This is a genomic window from Mesorhizobium sp. 113-1-2, from assembly GCF_016756475.1.
Lineage (GTDB): Bacteria > Pseudomonadota > Alphaproteobacteria > Rhizobiales > Rhizobiaceae > Mesorhizobium > Mesorhizobium loti_C.
This window is the reverse complement of sequence record NZ_AP023242.1, coordinates 1045290-1065813: the sequence shown is the minus strand read 5'-3', so window position 1 is coordinate 1065813 and position 20524 is coordinate 1045290. Positions and strand designations below refer to the sequence as shown.

At 58.3% G+C, this 20524-nt stretch carries 16 protein-coding genes, 1 tRNA gene and 1 pseudogene; 13 read left to right on the top strand and 5 right to left on the bottom strand.

The features are described from left to right. Positions 1-210: 210 nt before the first annotated feature. The 3 genes from JN279_RS04955 to JN279_RS04945 all read left to right on the top strand — a co-directional run bounded on the left by JN279_RS04955 (position 211) and on the right by JN279_RS04945 (position 4782). Positions 211-1254 (top strand): SIR2 family protein, encoded by a 1044-nt coding sequence (locus tag JN279_RS04955; RefSeq protein WP_202352173.1) that lies wholly within the window; start codon positions 211-213, stop codon positions 1252-1254. After that, positions 1244-3082: an ATP-binding protein gene (locus JN279_RS04950; RefSeq protein ID WP_202352172.1), complete on the top strand. Its 1839-nt coding sequence runs from the start codon at positions 1244-1246 to the stop codon at positions 3080-3082. Before JN279_RS04955 ends, JN279_RS04950 begins: the two co-directional genes overlap by 11 nt. A gap of 398 nt (positions 3083-3480) precedes the next feature. Beyond that, a complete protein-coding gene (locus JN279_RS04945) occupies positions 3481-4782 on the top strand; it encodes a DNA cytosine methyltransferase (RefSeq protein ID WP_202352171.1) in 1302 nt (433 codons plus the stop codon). On the opposite strand, the gene JN279_RS04940 is transcribed toward JN279_RS04945, so the two are convergent. Next, on the bottom strand, positions 4774-5811 hold the full coding sequence (locus JN279_RS04940) for a hypothetical protein (protein ID WP_202352170.1): 1038 nt from the start codon (positions 5809-5811) through the stop codon (positions 4774-4776). The two genes, JN279_RS04945 and JN279_RS04940, sit on opposite strands and share 9 nt — an antisense overlap. Then, positions 5774-6214: a very short patch repair endonuclease gene (locus JN279_RS04935; RefSeq protein WP_202352169.1), complete on the bottom strand. Its 441-nt coding sequence runs from the start codon at positions 6212-6214 to the stop codon at positions 5774-5776. Before JN279_RS04935 ends, JN279_RS04940 begins: the two co-directional genes overlap by 38 nt. A gap of 107 nt (positions 6215-6321) precedes the next feature. Between JN279_RS04935 and JN279_RS04930 the strand changes: the two are divergent. The 3 genes and pseudogenes from JN279_RS04930 to JN279_RS04920 form a co-directional block, all read left to right on the top strand. Then, positions 6322-7188, top strand: a pseudogene (locus JN279_RS04930) (IS110 family transposase); the annotation flags it as partial. A gap of 525 nt (positions 7189-7713) precedes the next feature. After that, positions 7714-8802, top strand: coding sequence for an IS110 family transposase (locus JN279_RS04925; RefSeq protein ID WP_202352168.1), 1089 nt, complete (start codon positions 7714-7716; stop codon positions 8800-8802). Between the two features lie 886 nt (positions 8803-9688). After that, positions 9689-11002 carry a hypothetical protein gene (locus JN279_RS04920; RefSeq protein ID WP_202352167.1) on the top strand — a complete coding sequence of 438 codons (1314 nt, stop codon included), beginning with the start codon at positions 9689-9691 and terminating at the stop codon, positions 11000-11002. A gap of 169 nt (positions 11003-11171) precedes the next feature. On the opposite strand, the gene JN279_RS04915 is transcribed toward JN279_RS04920, so the two are convergent. Continuing rightward, on the bottom strand, positions 11172-12740 hold the full coding sequence (locus tag JN279_RS04915; protein WP_202352166.1) for an ATP-binding protein: 1569 nt from the start codon (positions 12738-12740) through the stop codon (positions 11172-11174). Between the two features lie 89 nt (positions 12741-12829). On the opposite strand from JN279_RS04915, the gene JN279_RS04910 reads away from it, so the two are divergent. Both JN279_RS04910 and JN279_RS04905 read left to right on the top strand, forming a co-directional pair. Further along, a complete protein-coding gene (locus JN279_RS04910) occupies positions 12830-15106 on the top strand; it encodes an AAA family ATPase (RefSeq protein WP_202352165.1) in 2277 nt (758 codons plus the stop codon). Next, positions 15106-16113 carry a hypothetical protein gene (locus JN279_RS04905; RefSeq protein ID WP_202352164.1) on the top strand — a complete coding sequence of 336 codons (1008 nt, stop codon included), beginning with the start codon at positions 15106-15108 and terminating at the stop codon, positions 16111-16113. The genes JN279_RS04910 and JN279_RS04905 overlap by 1 nt, the downstream gene beginning before the upstream one ends. Before the next feature lie 226 nt (positions 16114-16339). On the opposite strand, the gene JN279_RS04900 is transcribed toward JN279_RS04905, so the two are convergent. Beyond that, the gene (locus JN279_RS04900) at positions 16340-16555 is read right to left on the bottom strand and encodes a helix-turn-helix domain-containing protein (protein WP_127303222.1); all 216 of its coding nucleotides are present in this window, start codon (positions 16553-16555) and stop codon (positions 16340-16342) included. An 88-nt stretch (positions 16556-16643) separates the two neighbouring features. On the opposite strand from JN279_RS04900, the gene JN279_RS04895 reads away from it, so the two are divergent. Continuing rightward, on the top strand, positions 16644-17240 hold the full coding sequence (locus JN279_RS04895) for a hypothetical protein (RefSeq protein ID WP_244734413.1): 597 nt from the start codon (positions 16644-16646) through the stop codon (positions 17238-17240). Between the two features lie 200 nt (positions 17241-17440). On the opposite strand, the gene JN279_RS04890 is transcribed toward JN279_RS04895, so the two are convergent. Beyond that, a tRNA-Gly gene (locus tag JN279_RS04890) sits at positions 17441-17515 on the bottom strand. A 211-nt stretch (positions 17516-17726) separates the two neighbouring features. Here JN279_RS04890 and JN279_RS04885 point away from each other — a divergent pair. The 4 genes from JN279_RS04885 (at position 17727) to JN279_RS04870 (ending at position 20362) form a co-directional block, all read left to right on the top strand. Next, positions 17727-18224, top strand: a complete 498-nt coding sequence (locus JN279_RS04885) for a prolyl-tRNA synthetase associated domain-containing protein (protein ID WP_202352163.1) — start codon at positions 17727-17729, stop codon at positions 18222-18224. 83 nt (positions 18225-18307) lie between these two features. Next, entirely contained in the window at positions 18308-19315 is a 1008-nt protein-coding gene (gene trxA / locus JN279_RS04880) for a thioredoxin (protein WP_202352162.1), read from the top strand. Between the two features lie 120 nt (positions 19316-19435). Continuing rightward, positions 19436-20107 carry an LON peptidase substrate-binding domain-containing protein gene (locus JN279_RS04875; RefSeq protein WP_096451847.1) on the top strand — a complete coding sequence of 224 codons (672 nt, stop codon included), beginning with the start codon at positions 19436-19438 and terminating at the stop codon, positions 20105-20107. Positions 20108-20116: 9 nt separating this feature from the next. Next, positions 20117-20362 (top strand): Trm112 family protein, encoded by a 246-nt coding sequence (locus tag JN279_RS04870; protein ID WP_202352161.1) that lies wholly within the window; start codon positions 20117-20119, stop codon positions 20360-20362. Positions 20363-20524: the final 162 nt, after the last annotated feature.

Genomic DNA, 20524 nt, shown 5'->3' with positions numbered 1-20524 from the left:
TCAATAGCGAATGAACAGGGTTCCGGGCCTCGGGGACAAATAGGCCCCGGTGTGAAAAGCGGTAGGGCTCCCTCATCCGCGCTCCCGTGCCAGCTCGACCCGGTGCCTCCGGCCGATTCTGCCACTATGAAAAAAACATAGCTTCGCCGACGACGGACAAATCAGATACATTGCCTTTCCGAAAAAAGATGAAATATCCTTGGGGCGTAAATGGCCGACATCGTAGAAGTTACGGCGGATGGTGAGACTACGGCAAAATTTCTGCAGTCCTATATCCAATCGGGAAGTATGAACTTTCTGATTGGTTCGGGCGCATCGTTCCCGGCCATCCCAACAGCAGGCAATATCGAGCAAGAAATTAACGCGTTGCTCACCGGAGGGGACGAGGAAGGGGCAAGCCGCAGATGCCTCGCATTTATCGAACAGATCGACAGCATTCACGCCCAGATAGCTGTTGCCGACGAAGCCAACCCAATTCATGGCGTGGCTCAAAACTACAAATCGTTTCTCGCGACAATCGATCGCATTTTGTTCGCGCGTAAGAACATTCTGCTGCCCCGGCAGGCGACGGTGTTTACAACAAACTACGACATGTTCCTGGAACACGCGTCGAGCCTCGTACCGTCAGTTATCCTGAACGACGGGTTCGAGCGATCATCCAGCTTGAGCCCTGAATTTAGCTTCACGCCTGAGCGCTATTTCGACCGAACGTACCGGTCGGGACCGGTTTACGGACATCAGATCGAGATTCCGACGATCAATCTCGTAAAGCTCCATGGTTCATTGTCATGGCGCCGCAAGGCGGATTCTATTGTCTTCGATCCAAGTCCCGTTCCCAAACTGACGGAGGACCAAAGGGCCGTCATCGGTAAGGTGAACGGCTACCTGCAGAAGCACTTTCTCATTCTGCCCAACTTCCGGAAATTTCATGAGACCCTGATGGAGAGGGTGTACTACGATCTCCTTCGTTTGTTCTCAAAGGCGATGGACAAAGAGAACGCTGTGCTCATCGCCTTCGGCTTCTCTTTCGCGGACGAGCACATTCTCGACCTAACGCGGCGGGCGCTACGCAATCCCACAACCCAGCTCATCATCATTTCCTTCGATCACGCCTCAGCTTCGGGCTACGCGACGAAATTTTCGAAACAGCGCAACGTGAGTGTTCTTTCGCCAACAGCGGGCGTCCTTATCGACTTCAAACGCTTCAACGATCTGCTGGCGTCGATCCTGCCGGGTATGACCGATGGTATCTGAGCCCGACCGTCTTGCACGAGAAGCCGCGCTGAGGGTTGGCGAGGTATCGGCCGTAACCGGCCGCAAGGTCTTTATTTCCGTCGATACCGACAAGAATCTATCCGAGCTCTTTTTCGATGGCGACGTATTGCGCAACATAGCAGTCGGCAGCTACGTCGAAGTCCGCAAGGGCTTCCTATCCCTCATCGGAAAGGTAGAGGGGGAGAACGCGCAGGCGGAAGATCGCAAACCCAGTGCGCTCGCTTATCTGAATGGCAAGCGCATTCTCACAGTCACACTCGTAGGGTTCCTAGACCACAAAGGCATGTTTTTTGGCGGCACTAAAGAGCTGCCGCTGGTTGGGAACGAGGCGTTCCTGCTGACAAAGGCGAAAGTACATCAGGTTCATAACCTGGTTGTAAAGAACGGCGTCGCCCTCGACGTTGCGCAGTCGGAATACGAGGGGTACGACATCGCACTTCCGGTCGACGGGCTGATGAACAGCCATATAGCTATTTTCGGCAACACGGGCAGCGGCAAGTCGAACACGCTGGCAATGATCTACCAGGAGTTCATCGCCAAGATGCGCTCCCGCAATGTGGCGGCGTTCGAAGCGAACTCCCGCATCCTTTTGTTCGATTTCAACAATGAGTATGTCGGCGCGAATTGTCTGACGCCGCACAAGACGGTTTTGGAGCTGTCTACGCGCAACGACACTGGCGACAAAATACCACTAGGTGCTGCCGGTTTCGCTGACATCGAGATCGTTAGCATCCTCGCCGATGCGACAGAGAAAACGCAAAAGCCGTTTCTGAAGCGAGCGCTGGCGCTTCAGCAGAAGGTTACGGATAGCGAAGACCCGCTGGCATATATGCGCAACATTTTGCGCATGCAGGTCATGCAGATACTCCAGATGTCGGACAAAATACGGGTGGACCAGTTGATGGACTACCTGCGGCAGATTCTGCCTGAGGTCGATGCGGAAGGGGAGCGTGTCGAGCTCGCCGCCGATCTTGATTGGTACAACACCCAAAACGAATTCAAACTGAGGGGCACGAATTTTTTCTTGAAATCCACCCCCGACCAGATCCCTCACACGGTCGTTTATGGTCACGTCGAAAACTTCGAATTCGCAAACGACACCGTGACCGACCTGGTCACATTCACCTATGTGCAACTCATTTGGGATGTGCTTTCCAACCGGGCTCAGAACGAGCATATCGCTCCGGCTATCAACAAGCTCAGAAGCAAGCAGGCTGATATCCGCAAAATCTTTAGCGCCGATCCGGCAGCCAATCTGTTTGAGTCGAACGTCATCGTCATCGCGCTTGGCGACGTGAACCTGGAGATGAAAAAGACAGTACCTCTACTTGTCGCGAAAAAGGTCTACGAAGACCACAAGCGGCTTGGCCCGAACCGATCGCTCAATATGGTGATCGATGAGGCACACAACATCCTCTCGCGCGAGTCGTTTCGAGAGTCGGAAAGTTGGAAGGACTACCGCCTCGAGACGTTTGAAGAGATTATCAAGGAGGGAAGGAAGTTTGGCGTTTTCGTAACGATCTCCAGCCAGCGTCCAAACGACATCTCGTCAACGATCACTTCGCAGGCACATAACTATTTCATCCATCGGCTCATCAATCAGAAGGATCTGCAATCGATAGCGAGTGCGGTGTCCTATATCGACAAGCTGACCGAGGAATCGATCCCGACATTGCCCACCGGAACATGCATTTTCAGTGGGATTGCGGGGCAGATGCCGTTGAAGCTAGCCATCCGCCCGCTTGAGGAACAACTCCAGCCAAGAAGCGCGACCGTTCGATTCCAGGACATCGTTCCGACTGCTTGAACTGCCTTGTTGCTCCCGCCACCTGGGCAAAAGCAGGGAAAATAATGCTCTCACGTCGGCGGACCGGGCGTTTGGAGCCTTTCGGCGACATGCATGCGAACATCTATGCAGGCCAGCCAGGCAGGAATCGGTTTGAAAGATTTCGGCGGGAGTATCTTGACCGGTGACTCACATTGCAGCATGGTGCTGCAAAACCGGAACATTCAAAGAACGTGATTGCCGATTCTGACCAAGTTGTGCGGATCACTGCGACCGTCTCGCGAGAGCAAGAACGGGTGCTTAAGGCGCTAGCTCACGAGCACAAGGTCTCTTTGGCATGGATGGTGAGACACGCGATAGACAAGCTGGTGGCCGAACAGTCCACAGCGCCCGATTCCCGAAACGGAGCGCGATGAAAAATGCCCTCTACCGCCCGGCCCGTTGTGCTCGATCTATTTTCGGGGGCAGGGGGTTTTTCTGAAGGCTTTCGGCAGGCGGGATTTCACTCGCTTGCGGCAACGGACATCGATCCTTCCGCCGGTGCAACGTACGCTCTGAACCATTCAAAGCATGGAACCGAGTTCATACTCGGTGATATTGCCGATCCGGCAATCAAAGAACGGATATATGCGGCCGTCGGCAAGCGGGAGCTCGACGCTGTGATCGGCGGGCCTCCTTGCCAAGGATTTTCACAAGTCCGCAACCATGCGCGTCTGATCGACGATCCGCGGAATGTCCTTTACCGGCACTACGTTTCGATTATCCGGGAATTGCAGCCGCGCACGTTTGTCATGGAAAACGTGCCCGGCCTTGAAAACATTGGCGGCGGCTCTGTCCGGAAGCAAATCCTGGAGGACCTGCAGCAGGACGGGGCCTACCGTGTTGAGAGCCGTGTTGTGGACGCCGCTGCGTTTGGTGTTCCGCAGAGCCGGCTGCGCATCTTGTTTATAGGTGTCCGGAGCGATCTCAACGTTGAGCCAGAATTTCCGGAAAGCCCAGTTTCCGGCGGACTTCCCGTGCTGGAACGACGGCCGCTCAAAAAAGGGTGGTCCTATCGTCATCGAGAGTCACCCGAGACCGTGCGGCCACTCGCGACACTACTCGACCCGGAAGCGGACAAGCTAGTGACGGTCGAACAGGCAATCGGTGACCTCGAATGGCTGCGCCCAAGCCAACGATTGGTCAGGAAGCCCTCAAATGAGGCGGTCGAATACCAAGATGGCCCATCGAGCGCATACCAGAGCGCGCGGCGGATGGGATCGACTGCGCTATACAACGCCGATGTCCCTTCGATCCGCGAGGACACGGTCGTGCGCTTGGCCGGCATACCCCAGGGAGGCAACTTTCGGGATTTGAGCGCGGCCTTGTCTGCTCGTTATCTAACTGGAAAAAAGTGGGGTCCCGAGCTCGGTCGAGCTAGCCTGAGCCGGAAATACTTCTTTGCGTATAGGCGGCTGCATCCGCAAATGGTGAGCTGGACCCTTAATACGAAGGCGGATTGCGTTTTTCACTACGACGGCACGCGGGCTCTGACAGTTCGCGAATTCGCAAGACTGCATTCGTTCGACGACAGCTATCACTTTCTGGCTGGCGATAGACACAGCCGGTACAGACAGGTCGGAAACGCTGTGCCGCCGTTGCTTGCGCGGGCGATCGGGCGGACAATTGCGAAGATACTCGCGGCAGCAAAGCAACCGGTAGGGTCTGCCGTCTCAGGGTGAAGTTGCGCCAAACCGGTGCTGCATTTCCCTCAGCCAATCGCCAAGCGACTGTATCTTGCCCGTCCCAATCCAGTGTGCGACTGAGCCTATGCGGTCACCCTGAGCTACCTTCAGTAGATCCGGATTTATGTGATAGATGGTGTGGAAGATGTATCCACCCATCCCTGTCGGCGACGCCCTTGCCACATTGTCAAGGCGCGCGACGTCGAACTCATTCGTAACGAGTGCAAACCCAAGTTCGGTCGATTGAACCTTGTTTCGCTGATACGAGGAGAATTCTGACTGGAACTGCGTTTCACGGTCCTGCCGCATGCTCCATTTGGCGGTCACAATCAGGTGTGTGATCGAACTCTCTATCAACGCAATATCGGGACGAGGCTCGCGCTCCTGACGTGTACCGGGGCGGCGAGGCATTGCGCGGCGAAATCCGGGAAGTTGCGAGACTGGCATGCGCAGGGCCATGCTTTCCGACGGCACGTTCGCTACCCGCTGCAGCAGCAACCAGAGCAAATCTTCAAATCCCTCGCCGAGGGCATTTTTGCGCTTATTTCCGACCGTGAAGAAGTCTCTGCTCAACGTTTCGATGCGCCGGGCCACAAGGGCGCCCCGGTCAGCGGGCACTCCTTCCTCGCGCAATATCTTAGCAATTGAGGACGTCAACTCGCTTTCAAGCTCTGCGTCAGGCCGCGCCGGGCTTGTGGCGCGCCAAGCCAAGACGCAGCCTTTGAACAGCCGGTCGATAAGATGCGGAAGAGCACTCCGGTCGATTTGCCAGGCCGCACACAGCGCATCAGTAAAACGAACGGCCCGGCCATGGAAATTCCCGCCTGGCTGCATGTGATTGGAATCGTAGATGTGAGCGAGACCGGCGGCCTCGTTCATCCACAGGAGACATTTATAGACGTGCTCCCAGGCGTTGTTGGCCGTGACTGCCCCGGCGTCTGCAAAATATTCACCAAGAACCCGCAGCCGGGTTTCTTTCCCGAAAGGGTTAGCTTGTTTGGTCTGAGTCGTATCCTGATCTGCCACGCCGAATCAGTGCCTCAAGGTTTTCTAATCGCGATATATCCCGAACCTCGCATTCCCAAATCGTCAAGACCCGCCAGCCTTCGGCTTCGAGCTTTGCAGCATTGAGGATGTCGCGCTGGCGATTACTTTTGACCTTTTCGCTCCAATACCCTTCGTTGGATTTGACCCGACGTGTCCCGTCGATGCAGTTGGGGCAGCCGTGCCAAAAGCAACCATGCACAAATAGGCAGATGCGGTAGCGCGGAAATACGAGGTCTGGCTTTCCAGGCAAATCACGGCGGTAGAGCCGGTATCGCAGGCCGGCATGAAAAAGGTGACGTCGCACGGCCAGTTCGGGCGCCGTATTCGAGGCCCGTATTCGGGACATGTTGGCCGATCTTTCGGCGCGGCTTAGTTTGTCCATGTCGTGCTGGACCTTGCACCGTCCACGTGTTCAAGCGGAACCATCTCTCAAGGAGCATTCTCCCAAGTGCAACACAAAATGTTAAACGAGCAGCCCGCGAAGTGTGGCCCCAGCTGAAGAAGTGTAGCCTTCGTGCCGGCTGCCTGGAGACGCAGCACGTGCGCGCCGCGATGTCGGCGCATCGCAACAAGACCGACAAGGCCGATGCGCTCGGCATCGCCCACACCATGCGCACCGGCTGGTTCCGGCAGGTTCATATCAAGTCGGAAAGCTGCTACCGGACGAAGCTTCTGCTCACGCTCCGGCGCAACCTGAAGGTCAAATTCCTCGATCCGGAGAACGCCATCCGCCACTCGCTGAAGGCATTTGGCATCCGACTGGGCAAGGTCGGGCGAGGGGCTTTCGAGAGAGCGGTGCGCACCGCGGTGGCGGAGGATCCGCTGTCGTGAGAGTTGATGGACGCCATGCTGTCAGCGCGCGCAGCGCTGTGGACGCAGTACTGCCGGCTCCACGATCTGGTCGTCAGAAATGGTGGCGCGTGGCGAGCTGTGCCGGCGGTTCATGGCCATCCCCGGCGTCGGCCCCATCACAGCACTTTCGTTCATGACTGCGATCGACGATCCGTCGCGCTTTCGCCGCTCACGCGACGTTGCGGCCTACTTCGACCTGACCTCGCGGCGCTGGCAGTTGGGCACCTCGATCGACGTCCAGGGTCGCATATCGAAAGCTGGCGATGCTGATCTGCGACGCGCTTTACGAGGCCGTGTCGGGGCTTATGACGCGCTTCAAGGGCACGGACAAAACGATCATGCCACCGCAAGGCCTGTGTCGCCGTGGCGCGCAAGCTGGCGGTGATCATGCACACGATCTGGACCGAGGGAACGTTCTATGTCGGCGATTCCGCAGCGAGCCGAAACGATGCCGCCCGGCGCGTTCATACCAAGGTTCGCAGGCCTCTGGGAGCGCATCGATGAACGGTGCGACGGAAGTTGAAGCGCATGGCGCCGGCACCCTGACGGGCGCCACCCTTACGCAAGAGATCCGCTCCGGCGGATGAGGACTGATGCAGACCAGGAACGACGGAACGCACGTTATCTTGCCTGCGGCCGCGCCGAGCGCGAGACGGCCGGGCCGCACTCGATTGCTTGTGACGCTGCTCCATCGGCCCGTTGGAAAGTGCGCCACGACGGTTCCAGTGCTGCAGATCAGCAGCGCGACTACCCAGTCGCAGAACGCGGAAGACTGCACGGCGCATCGGAACTCGACGCCAGAATGCCGAACCGTGTTATAGCGTACAGAATGGTGTATTATCGTAGCTTGGACGAAGAATGACGATCTTACGGACGTTCTGCAAAGCACAACCGATTGAGATTGCCACCCGTAATCGGTGCGAGCGCCTGGCCAAGCAGCAAAACTGTGCGTCGACCGCGGGTCAACTGGCGATCGCCGGCGACTCGGCGGCAAAATCTGCGCCTGTGAAACAACGCAGGAGGCGAACGATGGAATTCTTTTGCGGACTAGACGTAGCGATGGATGAGACAGCGGTGTGCGTCGTCGACGATCATGGCGTGGTGCATCTTGAGACGACGGCGCTGACAGATCCCGACGCGCTGTTTGCAGTGCTGAAGCCGTTTCTACCGCGCCTGCGCCGCGTCGGTCACGAGGCGGGATCACTGTCGCCTTGGCTTCATCCAGAGCTCAAGAAACTCGGCCTGCCGACCGTCTGCCTGGAGACGCAGCATGTGCGCGCCGCACTCTCAGCGCAGCGCAATAAGACCGACAAGGCCGATGCGCTCGGCATCGCCCACATCATGCGCACCGGCTGGTTCCGGCAGGCCCATATCAAGTCGGAAAGCTGCTACCGGACGAAGCTTCTGCTGACGCATCGGCGCAATCTGAAGGCCAAGTTCCTCGATCTGGAAAACGCCATCCGCCATTCGCTGAAGGCATTCGGCATCCGACTGGGCAAGGTCGGGCGAGGGGCTTTCGACCAGGCTGTGCGCACCGCGGTGGCGGAGGATCCGCTGTCGTCCGAGCTGATGGACGCCATGCTGTCGGCGCGCGCAGCGCTATGGAGGCAGTATTGCCGGCTGCACGATCTCGTCGTCAAAATGGTGGCCCGCAGCGAGCTGTGCCGGCGCTTCATGGCCATCCCCGGCGTCGGCCCCGTCACGGCACTTTCGTTCATGACGGCGATTGACGATCCATCACGCTTCCGCCGCTCACGCGACGTCGCGGCCTACTTCGGGCTGACGTCGCGGCGCTGGCAGTCGGGCGCCTCGATCGACGTTCAGGGTCGTATATCGAAGGCCGGCGATGCCGATGTTCGACGCTCGCTCTACGAGGCGGCGTCGGGGCTGATGACGCGCTTCAAGGGCAGGGACAAGGTCAAGAGCTGGGGCCAGGCGATCGCCAAACGCTCTTGCCACCGTAAGGCCTGTGTCGCCGTTGCGCGCAAGCTGGCGGTGATCATGCACGCGATCTGGACCGACGGAACGTTCTATGTCGGCGATCCGGCGGCAAGCCAAGCGGATGCCGCGCGGCGTGCCCATGACAAGGATCGCCGGCTGCTGGGAGCGCATCGATGAGCAGCGCAGTGGAAGTTGAAACGCATGGCGTCGGCAGACTGACGGGCGCCATCTGAACACAAGGAATCCGCTCCGGCGGATGAGGACCGATGCAGACCAGGAACGACGGAACGCACGTTATCTTGCCTGCGGCCGCGCCGATCGCGAGACGGCCGGACCGCGCCGGATTGCCTGTGACGCTGCTCCGTCAGCCCGATGGAAAAGTGCGCCACGACGGTTCCCGTGCTGCAAATAAGCAGCGCAACTACCCCGTCGCAGAGCGCGGAAGACTGCACGGCGCATCGGCACTCAACGCAAGAGTACGGGATCGTGGTGTAGAGCATAGAATAGTGTATTATCGTAGTTTGGAAGAGGAACGACGATGGACAGAAAGTCTCTCAAAATACGACCGATTAAGACGGCAGGATAAAAGGGTGCACATTGCGCAGTCGGATGGCCTTTTGTTTCTCAATTAGTTAGCTGGCAATTCTGCAATGTGCGTTCAGAGACCGCACATTGCAGGAGTGATGATGTATCAATGTTTTCCGTCATTCCGGGCAATGTGCGCTCTTGCGGATAGGAATGTTTGGGCCGGAAGCGAGATACGGGCGCCTAGCGTGACCACTGCATGTGGGCGTTGGGTTAGGTCGCGAACTCTTCGACGCAGGCTGCGCGGGCAGCGTGCGAAAGAACATGCCGCACCCACAGCTTCTCGGCACCTATCAGCGGGCCGTAAACCAAAGCTGGCCGACGTCCCAGAATGCGCTGGCAAGAGAGCTCTCATTTCCGAACACCTACAGCAATGATTTTAGGTGCAGCCCGACGGGTGCGCCTAGTGATTATCAGTGTGTGCTGGCGCACGGCCGGCTGCCATGCCACTTAGTTGGGCTTCGCAGGACGTACACACATGGCTTGGACCTTCAGAAGCAAAAGGATCGAAACCAAATTAGTGCGGCCGCACATAGAGCTTCCGCATTCGTCGATCAGAGGGCGGTCGCCCCAAATTAGTACTATCAGCTTCTCGCCGCAGGAACTGTTTGGAGCGATGGCGAGAACGTCGCACCTTCATACTGTAGATCCAGGCGCCGTCACACCCGAAAGCGAGTGTTTTCGCCATCTCATCGCCCATCACGTTGATGAGGCACCTGAGGACTTCTCAATCTTGCCCTCGGCAAAGAGACTAAAGGACAATTCACGCAGTCATATGATCGGCGTGACGGGCTCTGGAATTGCCTATCTTCAGATGGTGCGGGATGGCTACGTCTGGTGCGACCACTTTGAAAACCTGTCCCTGACACGTAAACCGAAGACGAAGAAATCTCCGGACTTCGTTTTTTCCAAGCCCGGTGAGCGCGACGTTGCGATCGCAGAGTCGAAAGCCACCCAGGGAAGTTCGCGGACGCAGTTTCTGCGCACCGTCGAAACAGGATACGTTGAACAAATCCACCCTTATCTGGGCTTTGAGGTCGGAGGAGCTGTCGCGTCGCATGGTTATTCCATCGGATCGTGGATGACATCCCCGTCAAAAGCTGAACTCTTGATAGACCACACGGCCGTTGCCGAGCCCGCGAATGTGAACTCAAGCGGCGCACCAAGTGATCCCAGTTCGGTCAAGCGCGGCAACTATCTTACGGTGCTGTCGCTCTTGTTTGGCCCCGATCTTCCAGCTGCGCTTCGGGCCCGGCGACCAATCTCGCTTGAAGCGAGTTTTCCAATTGTGCGTTGGATCGGCCGTGAATGGCTGGCAGGCTATACGACGGTTCCTGGCACAGCTGGATATGACAAGGCGACACAAGCCATCGCTCACTCCCCATCTGTATATCTTCTCAATCGGTTCGCGCTTGAGCTTGATGTAGCAAGGGCTTTCTTCACGTCTATCTTCCGTCCAGCCGATGCAGCCGACCCATTGGAGACGGTAGGCAGGATGGATGACGAGCTAATCGCCCAGGCAAGGGCAGCAGGTGGTGCCGTATATCCGGACGGGTTTAGCATATTGGGCTCTGAAGGCGAGGTGATCGATACTTTGAATTGGGATCGGTTGCGCGGTGGGTTGGCCGACCGCACGGGTATCAACGCCCTGGATCAGGCGGCGGGACCCGCTCTCGCAGATTTGACGACGTTAGCGCTTTCGACGAACTTGGATTCGTTGATGAAGGGACGCCAGCCGCTATCAACGTTCGTACCCAGGCCTAACCTTCTGACCTACCGAGGGCCAAAATAGTGCGTAGAGGGCATCGTCGATGCTCAGCGAACTCGACCTCACAGAGCATGTTGGGGCCGTCCTCCTTTCTTCCATGTGGAAGGGATAGAGTGATTCGTGGGGGGCAGCGACAATTGTCTGGGGTCCGCCAATGGTGGGTTGGCCACGAGAAGGCTGACCTCAATATCGGTTAGGCAGAAGTCTCCACGGCAAATAGCTTCCTCAAAACACTGTCTACTAGCGAGTCGACCTGCTTTAGCTCTCGGTCGCCGATGCTCGGGGTTGCCCTCCCATAAAACAGATCCGCGCGACGCTTCCGGAACTGGGCGATTCGGATCCATATCTCCTCATCGAGAGGCACATGTGCGCGAAGTGAGGAGGCTCCAGTTTCCGACAATATGTTCTGAAGGTCGCCTTCACCGCCGTCGAATGCCGTTTCGTGAACCAGGTAGTCCTTCAGCGCTGTCACCAGCGTAAGCTCAAGGAGATTGAAGGCAAGCCAATTTGCCTGAACAAAGGGCTGCTTAGCGATCGTCTGCGCGGCTATCACACCCTCGTAGAGGCCTGCCGTCCATGGTTTGGCATCCACAAGGCGCTGATTGCGCTTGGCAACCCGTTCAGCCAATCGCGGTTTGGATTTGGGCGGGTCAGGCAGAAATGAGCGCCTGGCGGTCAGGAAGTCGGAGATGGGAGTGTCAACGATCTCACCCTTATCATGACGAAAGACCTTATCCGGCCAAAGTCCCTCCCAGGCCCGTGACACTGCGGCGTAGTCCTTGACGACTGTTACAAGCCAGTCGTGCAACGCCACAAATATGTGGTGCTTCGTGCTGATATCGGATTTGGAACTGTTCCAAGGCATCTGGCCCGCCTCACCATGGAGGCTTACGATTACCTTGGTCAGCGAGATCTTCGGATGCGGTTGCCCTGCCTGCCCCTTTGTGAAGCCGACTTCAAAGCTCTTCATTGCTGGAGCAACAAGCCGGTCATTGCAATAGAAATAGACACCGTATTCGCCAGTCGTAGGGCTTGATTCATTGCTTAACCCAGCCAGCACATCGACTTGTACCACACTCCCATTTGGGGCCCTGAGCGAACCGTGATAGTGGCGCGGGAGATACTCCGGAGGGAAGGACCAACTGTCGAAATAGCGTGGCACGATAGCTGTGCCATTCAAACGGAGTGTCACATGATCATTTTCAAGGAAGCGTGCATACGTAGCGCTTAGGTGGTTCCGCAGCATCCTCTCCTGTTCTTCGCCGATCGTTGGGACCCGAAGATTGCGGAGCTCGACGCGGGTCGTACCTGGTGCGAGCGCACCCACTTCGAACAGTGGTAGCATCCAATCCTCGTCGTTTAGCCAATCGTCGTCGAATTCAACCTGATAGGTAGGTCCGTCGCCATAGCGCGTAGCGATCCTCACCTCCTTGGCTAGTGCCACCACCGCACGCTTGGTGCCGACGCCGAAGATACCGATCGTCTGGTCAGCCTCCTCAGAACCCGACAAGCCTGGACCTACTACGTAGGCGATCTCATCTCGCGGCAATCCACCGGCATTGTCTTGGACGCAAATCATTCGCTCGGCTTCATCGAGGCGAATATCAACGGCAATTGGAGCAGTGCGCCCTAGACGCGTCCACGCGTCGAACGCGTTATCGACCAGTTCGCAGATAGACCTATTGAGGTCATAGTCGGCGATAATCGAAAGGAAAATCCGCTTGGAAGGAATCACTCCCAGCGTATCGACTTGTACCTTCATCCCTCGCCTCCCCGGTGAATACTATCAGTTGATGCTTGCGAGCCAAGAAAAAATCGGAAAAGTCTTTGACCCGACGGGGGAATCGCGCCTTGCAATATGTTGATCGAGATAAAGTACCTGCGCCTTCGGTTTTTCGAGCCAGTGCAGCGCGCTCTGACCGCCAAGCTGTACTCGATTTTTTGAAGCAGAGTACCGAGCGTCAAGCTCAAAGCGCACCGCCTACGCCACAGTTCGAGCCGGATCGCGACGTGCTTTCGGCGCTTGAGAACCTGTTTGAGTCCAAATGTGCTTTTTGTGAATCGCGCGTTCCTTTGAACATTCATCGCTTTCGCCCCAGGGAGGAAGCGAGCCCGCTTGCCCAATCGCAATTCGCCCACCTTTATTATGTGTGGCTCGGCACCGATTGGAATAACCACTATCCAGTATGCGAACGGTGTAGTCGGCACGCTTATCGTCAGTTTCCGGTAGTGGATGGACGACGCGGCCGCATCGCCACCGAAGGCGAGGTCCGAGCGTTTCTTGAAGAGGATCTCGGCGTCTGGCGCTTCCCCCACCGTGACCGCCCGTTGATCATCGATCCATGCAGGGTCAAGGACTATACGCAGCACTTTAGCGTCGACCTAGCCGGACGGCTGGATGCGCGGTCTAAGGCAGGTGCTACCACAATAGAAACTTTTGATCTTGATCGCGATCCCCTCGTTACGGCTCGGAATCAAGCTTACGAACAGTATCTCTCTGTGCTTTTTTCCGAGTTGGACCGGCGCACTGCGCCTTCAGTGCTCGACTTCTCGCGCTTGGAGTTCGGTGGAACATGGTATCTGCTGCTGCGCAGATTGCTTGACGAGGCGTCTAAGCCGCTTGGTCGTCCGATCGCTTCAACGCGGCGCACGATGGGCAAGCAGTTCATAGATGTTTGGCGTACCGATATCGGACGATCCGCGCTTACCGAGGCTGTGGATCTCATTCGTGAGCCCGCCAAGCGCAAAAGTATCAAAGCTCGAATTGCAAAGCGCGGTGCCGACCGGCTGATCGACATCTCGCTTGACTGCTTTAAATCACTTGAGCGCATCGAAGTCACAGTGCCGGAGCCGATCGCTGAGAACCGACAGAGCGGACGACCGGCTGAAGCCGCAGCGCTGCTCATACTGGGCGAGAATGCGGCGGGTAAGAGCTCTCTCTTGGAGGCGGTGGCACTTGCGTTATGTGGCGAAGATGTCCGTGAGAATTTGCGAAAGCCGGCTAAGGACTTCCTCCTTGACCCAACCATGATGGGGGCACCGAATGCGCCTCCGCCCAGGCAAGGTTGGGTAAGGCTCCGTTTTAGTGAGGGTAGGGAGCTGACGCTCGGTATTGGGCAAGAGTTCACCGAGCAAAACGACCATAACATGCTGCCGCCGGTGTTCGCCTACGGTGCATTCCGGCATTATGGTTTAGGCCGCAAGCGTACACCGCGCCTTGGCCATGTCGGCTCGCTATTCCGGTCCGATGTAATCCTTCCCAATCCAGAGGCTTGGCTGCTTGGTCTCAATGACGTGCGCTTCGCAATGGTCGTTCGCGCGATCCGCGAGATATTCTCGATTGAGGGCGAGTTTGACATCCTCGAGCGCGATACGCGCAATGACCGCTGTCTGCTCGTAACCCGGGTTGGCGACGATGCGGCTTCCGAGCCTATCCGTACGCCGCTTGCAGTTGCTTCCTCGGGGTATCGTTCTGTGCTCGCGATGGTGTGTGATATCCTCGAAGGTTCGATGGGCCGAAGTGACCGCAACTTGCAGCCGCTGGATGAGCTCCGTGCGGTGATATTGATCGATGAGATCGAAGCGCATCTGCATCCGCGTTGGAAGATGCAGATTATGGCGTCTCTGCGTCGAGTACTGCCGAGGTCAGTGATCATAGCAACGAGCCACGACCCACTTTGCTTGCGTGGCATGCATAGCGGCGAGGTCATTGTATTTCGCAGGACGCTCAACGAAGGAGACAGCCTTGGAATGCCAATGGTAACCGAAGCTTGGGACGATCTCCCCGACGTTGAGAATTTAACGGTCGAACAGCTTCTTACCTCGGACTTATTTGCAATGTTCAGCACTGATTCGCCTGCCGCAGAGCGACGTTTTGCTGAACTTGCTGCACTCTTGTCGCGACAAACGGCGCGCGACCAAATGTCGGTCGATGAATTGAGAGCACTTGATGCGCTCGAGGCGGAGGTCGCCGACGCAATTCCCCTCGGTACTTCGCAAGCTCAGCGACTGGTCCTAACGGCAGTGGCGGATTTCTTAAGCGAACGGCGCACAGCGACCGAGGCACAACTGCGGGAACTCGAGGCAGAAGCGCGCCAGCGCATCGTCGCGGCACTCGAGGCATTCTGATGCGCGCAGCCAAACGGGGGACTCAGTCATCGCCGGGTGCACTGAGCAAGCGTGGTAAGGACAAACTCACTGAACTCGAGCGGGCGCGTAATCATATGCAAGCTCCCCTTGCCCCAGGGACGGCGCGAAAGGCGTTCGACTTCTCTGTCTACAAGGCTGAGGAGGTCAAAAGCCGGCTTGAGGCTCTATTTCATGGTAAATGCGCCTATTGCGAATCCCTATACGCGTCGCAGGCACCTGTAGATGTCGAACATTACCGTCCAAAGGCCGCCGTGGACGGCGCCCCCAACCACCCCGGCTATTGGTGGTTGGCGATGGAGTGGACGAATCTATTGCCCAGTTGCATCGATTGTAACCGTCGTCGCAAGCAAAAGACGCCAGAAGCACTAAACGACGTTGCCTTGTTGTATCGTACAATGCTCACAGGAAAGATGGACTGTTTTCCGGTTCGGGGCGCTCGCGTGTCGGCCGAAGCGGGAAATATCGACTTTGAGGAGCCGCTGCTTCTTGATCCTACTCGCGACGATCCAGAGCAGCACCTTCAGTTCGTTATCGCGGAGGGGAACGCGAGCGGGCTTGTCGTGCCAAGAAGCTTAGCCAACCAACCCGCCGCGCTACCCGATGCAGTTCCCAATGCCGCCGCCGTAGCAGCACATGCAGACGGTGCCGGTTTAAGCGTGCGCGGTGCTGTCTCGATCCAAGTATATGGTCTCAATCGGCTTCGCCTCGTCCAGGAAAGGGCGAAACTGCTTCAGCGCATGCGGTTCTACGAGTACCTCATCGTTAAACTGGGCGCCGTCCTCCAATCCTTGTCGCGCCCTCATCTGGACGGTCATGCGGAAATCGCAGAGGCGATCCGAAATCTTGTTCAGCTTCAAGATCGTGTTATTCGGGAGCTGGTCGCGTTAGCCGCGCCGGAAGCGCCATTTTCAGCCTTGGCCGCAAGCTTCATCAAGGATCTAAAAAATCGTATGGGGTCTGCCAGCACTCTGACCTCCAGTCCTTAGGTCGGGCGCCGTCTGCATTTACCGCCTCGGCCGATCTCGCTTTCTGTCGACTGAAAACACCGCGCGGTTGCCATATGGAACGCCTTCACCCGGCTAGCGCGCGTCCGCGTTTCGGGGTCACGCAGAACGGCGCGAAAGCATTAGGCCAAGCAGCCGCTCGCTCGCTACGGCGCTGCCAAATGGCGCGCTCGCGAGCGGCTCAAAGCAAAGCCAATCACATGACGGACTAGGAATCGTTTGGTTTGACCAACTCCAAGTGACTTACTCCTAAAGCTTGGGCAAGCTCGTAAAGAGTGATCACTGTGGGGTTGCGCCGACCGCGTTCGAGGCTGCTCAAATACTGCTGACTGAATCCTGAGCGTGCTTCGACATCCTCCTGCGTCAGGCCTTTCTCTCGCCGAATCCGCGCGAAGTTTGTTCCAACCAGCTGACGCATGTCCATGCGTCTGACAATCGAGGTTTACACACTTTAAGTTTATCAACTATAATATGTATTCACTAAGCGTGAAACTCGCCTGGGAGCCGGTGCCATGTCGACGACAAATTTGAATGTCCTTGCCGCAAGCCGGAACGATGTGGAAACGCAGCTAGCAGGCGCACGCGATCCCGCAGTGCAGTTAGTGAACGATTGGCAGATAGCTCGGTACGTCTCCCTGCTGTTATGCCGCGTGCAGCAGCGGTTAGAGAGCCGAATGATGGTCAATACCGGAAATTGGGGATTGACCGCAGATTTACGGAACCGGGCTGAAAGCCAAGCGGGACACGCTATCGGTGATTCCGGGGCGTACGCGATTGCGCGAGAGGCCGAGGTATTTGCGATGACCGAAGCGCTAAGGCTTCAAGATTCCATCCCCGAAGTCGCGGCTAAGTCGATCATGGGCATCATCGCTAAGTTGGAAATGATCGTCGGCGCTGATCGAGATATCGGTGATCCTACCGACTTTCCCTGGCCGCATATTGCTTCGGTAATGCGCGACTTGAAGGCGATCGCGGGAGATTTGCCACGTGGTCGCCGGAGCCGGGCAAGGACGCGTGGCAATGTTGCCAAGCATTGGGATTCCGCAGCCAAGGTGGTCGCCGCCCTGGAAGAGGAAAGTGCACTAGAGCACCGCGGCCAGCGCGGCTGAAATTTGTAATTCGATTGGGACGCTCGACCTGAACGCGACTTTCGTTACGAGAGATCGTCCTGCCCGGCATTCGCAATGGTGCGACATGGCATGCAGAAATACGTGATCGACCGTGTTGACCAGGTGTTGACCTGAACGAAAATAGAAAGGGCCACACTATGGTGGCCCTGATCTAAGTGCTTGATTCCCCTGGAGGAAACTGGAGCGGGTGAAGCGATTCGAACGCTCGACCCCAACCTTGGCAAGGTTGTGCTCTACCCCTGAGCTACACCCGCTCACACGGCGTCTTGGCCGCAAGCCGGGCCTATATGGCTGAAGAGCGCGGCGATTGCAACAGGGAAATCACCGCTTTTTGCAACACGCCAAACGATGCCGGCAAACCGCCTGTTTGGCGCGGATTTCACTGTCCCTTTGCGCGATGGTCTTGTGTCGGCCACCGCATTGGCCGTAAACGGCGAGGCGGAAAAACGACAAAGAAGACGATCGATGCCGAAGACCGAAGCCGAACTTTTTGCCTTTCTCGCCGAACTCGGCATCACCGTTTCGACGAAACGCCATCCGCCGCTCTATACGGTTGCCGATTCGCAGGCGCTGCGCGGCGAAATTGCCGGCGGGCACACGAAAAACCTGTTCCTGAAGGACAAGAAGGACAATTTCTTCCTGGTCACCGTCGGCGAGGACGCGGTCGTCGATCTCAAGCAGATCCACCAGCTGATCGGCGCCGCCAGCCGTGTGTCCTTCGGCAAGCCGGAGATGCTGATGGAGCTTCTGGGCGTTTCGCCGGGCGCGGTCACCGTCTTCGGCGTCATCAACGACACGGAGAAGCGGGTGAAGCTGGTGCTCGACGAGGATTTGATGGCGCATGCCGTCATCAATGGCCATCCGCTGACCAATGAGGCGACGACATCGATCGCCGCTAGCGATCTCATCAGATTCGTCGAGGCAACCGGGCACGATGCTGCTATCTTGAAAGTCTCGGCATGATCGCCACATGCATGGCGAAAACCGACTTCCAATGACATGGGCGCCGACCCGCGGGCCGGCGGCGCGACCGAAAGGGTGACGAGATGAGCGACAACAAGCCGTTTGGCGGGTCATTCGGCAGCAGTGGCGGCCAATATGCCACCACCGTTCAGTATGGCGGAACCGCCCCCGCGCCGGCAAAGGTCTCGCTTGGCGATGCGCCGGCCGCGCCTCCCGCCGGCGATGTCATCAAGGACACCACGACCGCGGCCTTCGCCGCCGACGTCATCCAGGAATCGCGCCGCCAGCCGGTGCTGGTCGATTTCTGGGCGCCGTGGTGCGGGCCTTGCAAGCAGCTGACGCCGCAGCTGGAAAAGGCGGTCCGGGCCGCCGGCGGCAAGGTCAAGCTGGTCAAGATGAACATCGACGATCATCCTTCGATCGCCGGCCAGCTCGGCATCCAGTCCATTCCCGCGGTCATCGCCTTCAAGGACGGCCAGCCGGTCGACGGCTTCATGGGTGCCATCCCGGAGAGCCAGATCGCCGAATTCATCACCAAGGTCGGCGGCAAGGGCAATGGCGCTCCGGCCGTGGCCGAGGCTTTGGCGGCAGCAGCCGAAGCGCGCGAGGCCGGCGACATGCAGACCGCCGCCGACATTTTTGACGCCATCCTGGCGCAGGCGCCGGAGACGATCGAGGCAATTGCCGGACTGGGCGACCTGCTGTTCGAGGCCGGCGACACTGAAGGCGCCGAAGCGTTGCTGGCAACGGCACCCGAGGCCAAGAAGGACGCACCGCCGCTCGCCGCCGTGCGCGCCAAGATGGCGCTTGCCGCGCAAGCGGCGGAACTGGGCAATCCGGCCGAGTTCGAGCGGCGCCTGGCCGAGAACCCCAAGGACCATCAGGCCCGCTTCGACCTGGCCATGATCCAGAACGCGAGGGGCGAACGCACGGCCGCGGCCGACAATCTGCTGGCCGTCATCAAGGCCGACCGCGGCTGGAACGAGGACGGCGCCAGGACGCAATTGCTGCAGTTTTTCGAGGCCTGGGGCATGACCGACGAGGCGACGCTGGCCGCGCGGCGCAAATTGTCGGCGCTGCTGTTTTCCTGAGCCGGCGGCTGTTTCGTCGCATGGGCTTGTGGTCGGCGGCGGCCGCGCCAGATTAGGAAGCTGACTTCGGCCAAGCCGACGAACCTGGCGGCGGCGGAAGAAGTCGATCGGAGGAATGTGGTGCAAGCGGGAAACGCGCATTACCGGCTGGCCAAGGATCTGCCGTCGACGATCCCGATCTTTCCGCTTGAGGGCGCGCTTTTGCTGCCGGGCGGCCGCATGCCGCTCAACATCTTCGAGCCGCGTTATCTGCAGATGGTGGACGAGGCGGTCGCCGGCTCGCGGCTGATCGGCATCATCCAGCCGAGCCTCGACGGCGCGCTGCGCGAGGATGGCGAGCCGGAGCTCTGCAATGTCGGCTGCGCCGGCCGCATCATCGCCTTTTCCGAAACCGGCGACGGCCGTTACCTGATTTCGCTGCAGGGCGTGTTCCGGTTCCGCATCGCCCATGAACTGACGGTCAAGACGCCGTTTCGCCAGGTGAAGCCGGCGCCTTTCCTCGCCGATCTCGATGACGATCCGGCGGCGAACGAGATCGACCGGCCGGCATTGCTGAAGGCGTTTCGCGCCTATCTGCAGGCCAACGATCTCGAAGCCGACTGGGAAAGCGTCAGCCGCGCCGAAAATGCCATGCTGGTCAACGCGCTGTCGATGATGGCGCCCTATGGGCCGGCCGAGAAACAGGCGCTGCTCGAAGCCGCCGACCTGAAGACGCGGGCCGAAACGCTGATCGCCATCACAGAAATGGCGCTGGCGCGCGAGAATGAGGATTTTGGTTCGAGTCTACAATAAGAGGGCGCGATGGCAGCGGATGGGCGTGACGGAAAGAAGATCAATGTCGACCCGAAGCTGCTGGAGCTCCTGGCCTGTCCTTTGACCAAGGGGCCGCTGGCCTGGGATCCGGAGCGGGGTGAACTGGTCTCGCGGGTCGCCAAGCTCGCCTATCCAGTGCGCGACGGCATCCCGATCATGCTGCCTTCGGAGGCGCGGACGCTTTCGGCGGAGGATGTGCTGGCGCCGCCGCCGAGGCTGAGCGGGCCTTCCTGAATTCGAGCATTGCTGCGGCGAGGCTGGCGGGACAGCGCCCCCCTCTGTCCTGCCGGACATCTCCCCCACAAGGAGGGAGATTGGCTGTTGTCTTCGCTTTCGCCAATCTCCAACGTTGAAAGACAGGCCGGACGGCGAAGCTGCCGATCTCCCCCCAAGTGG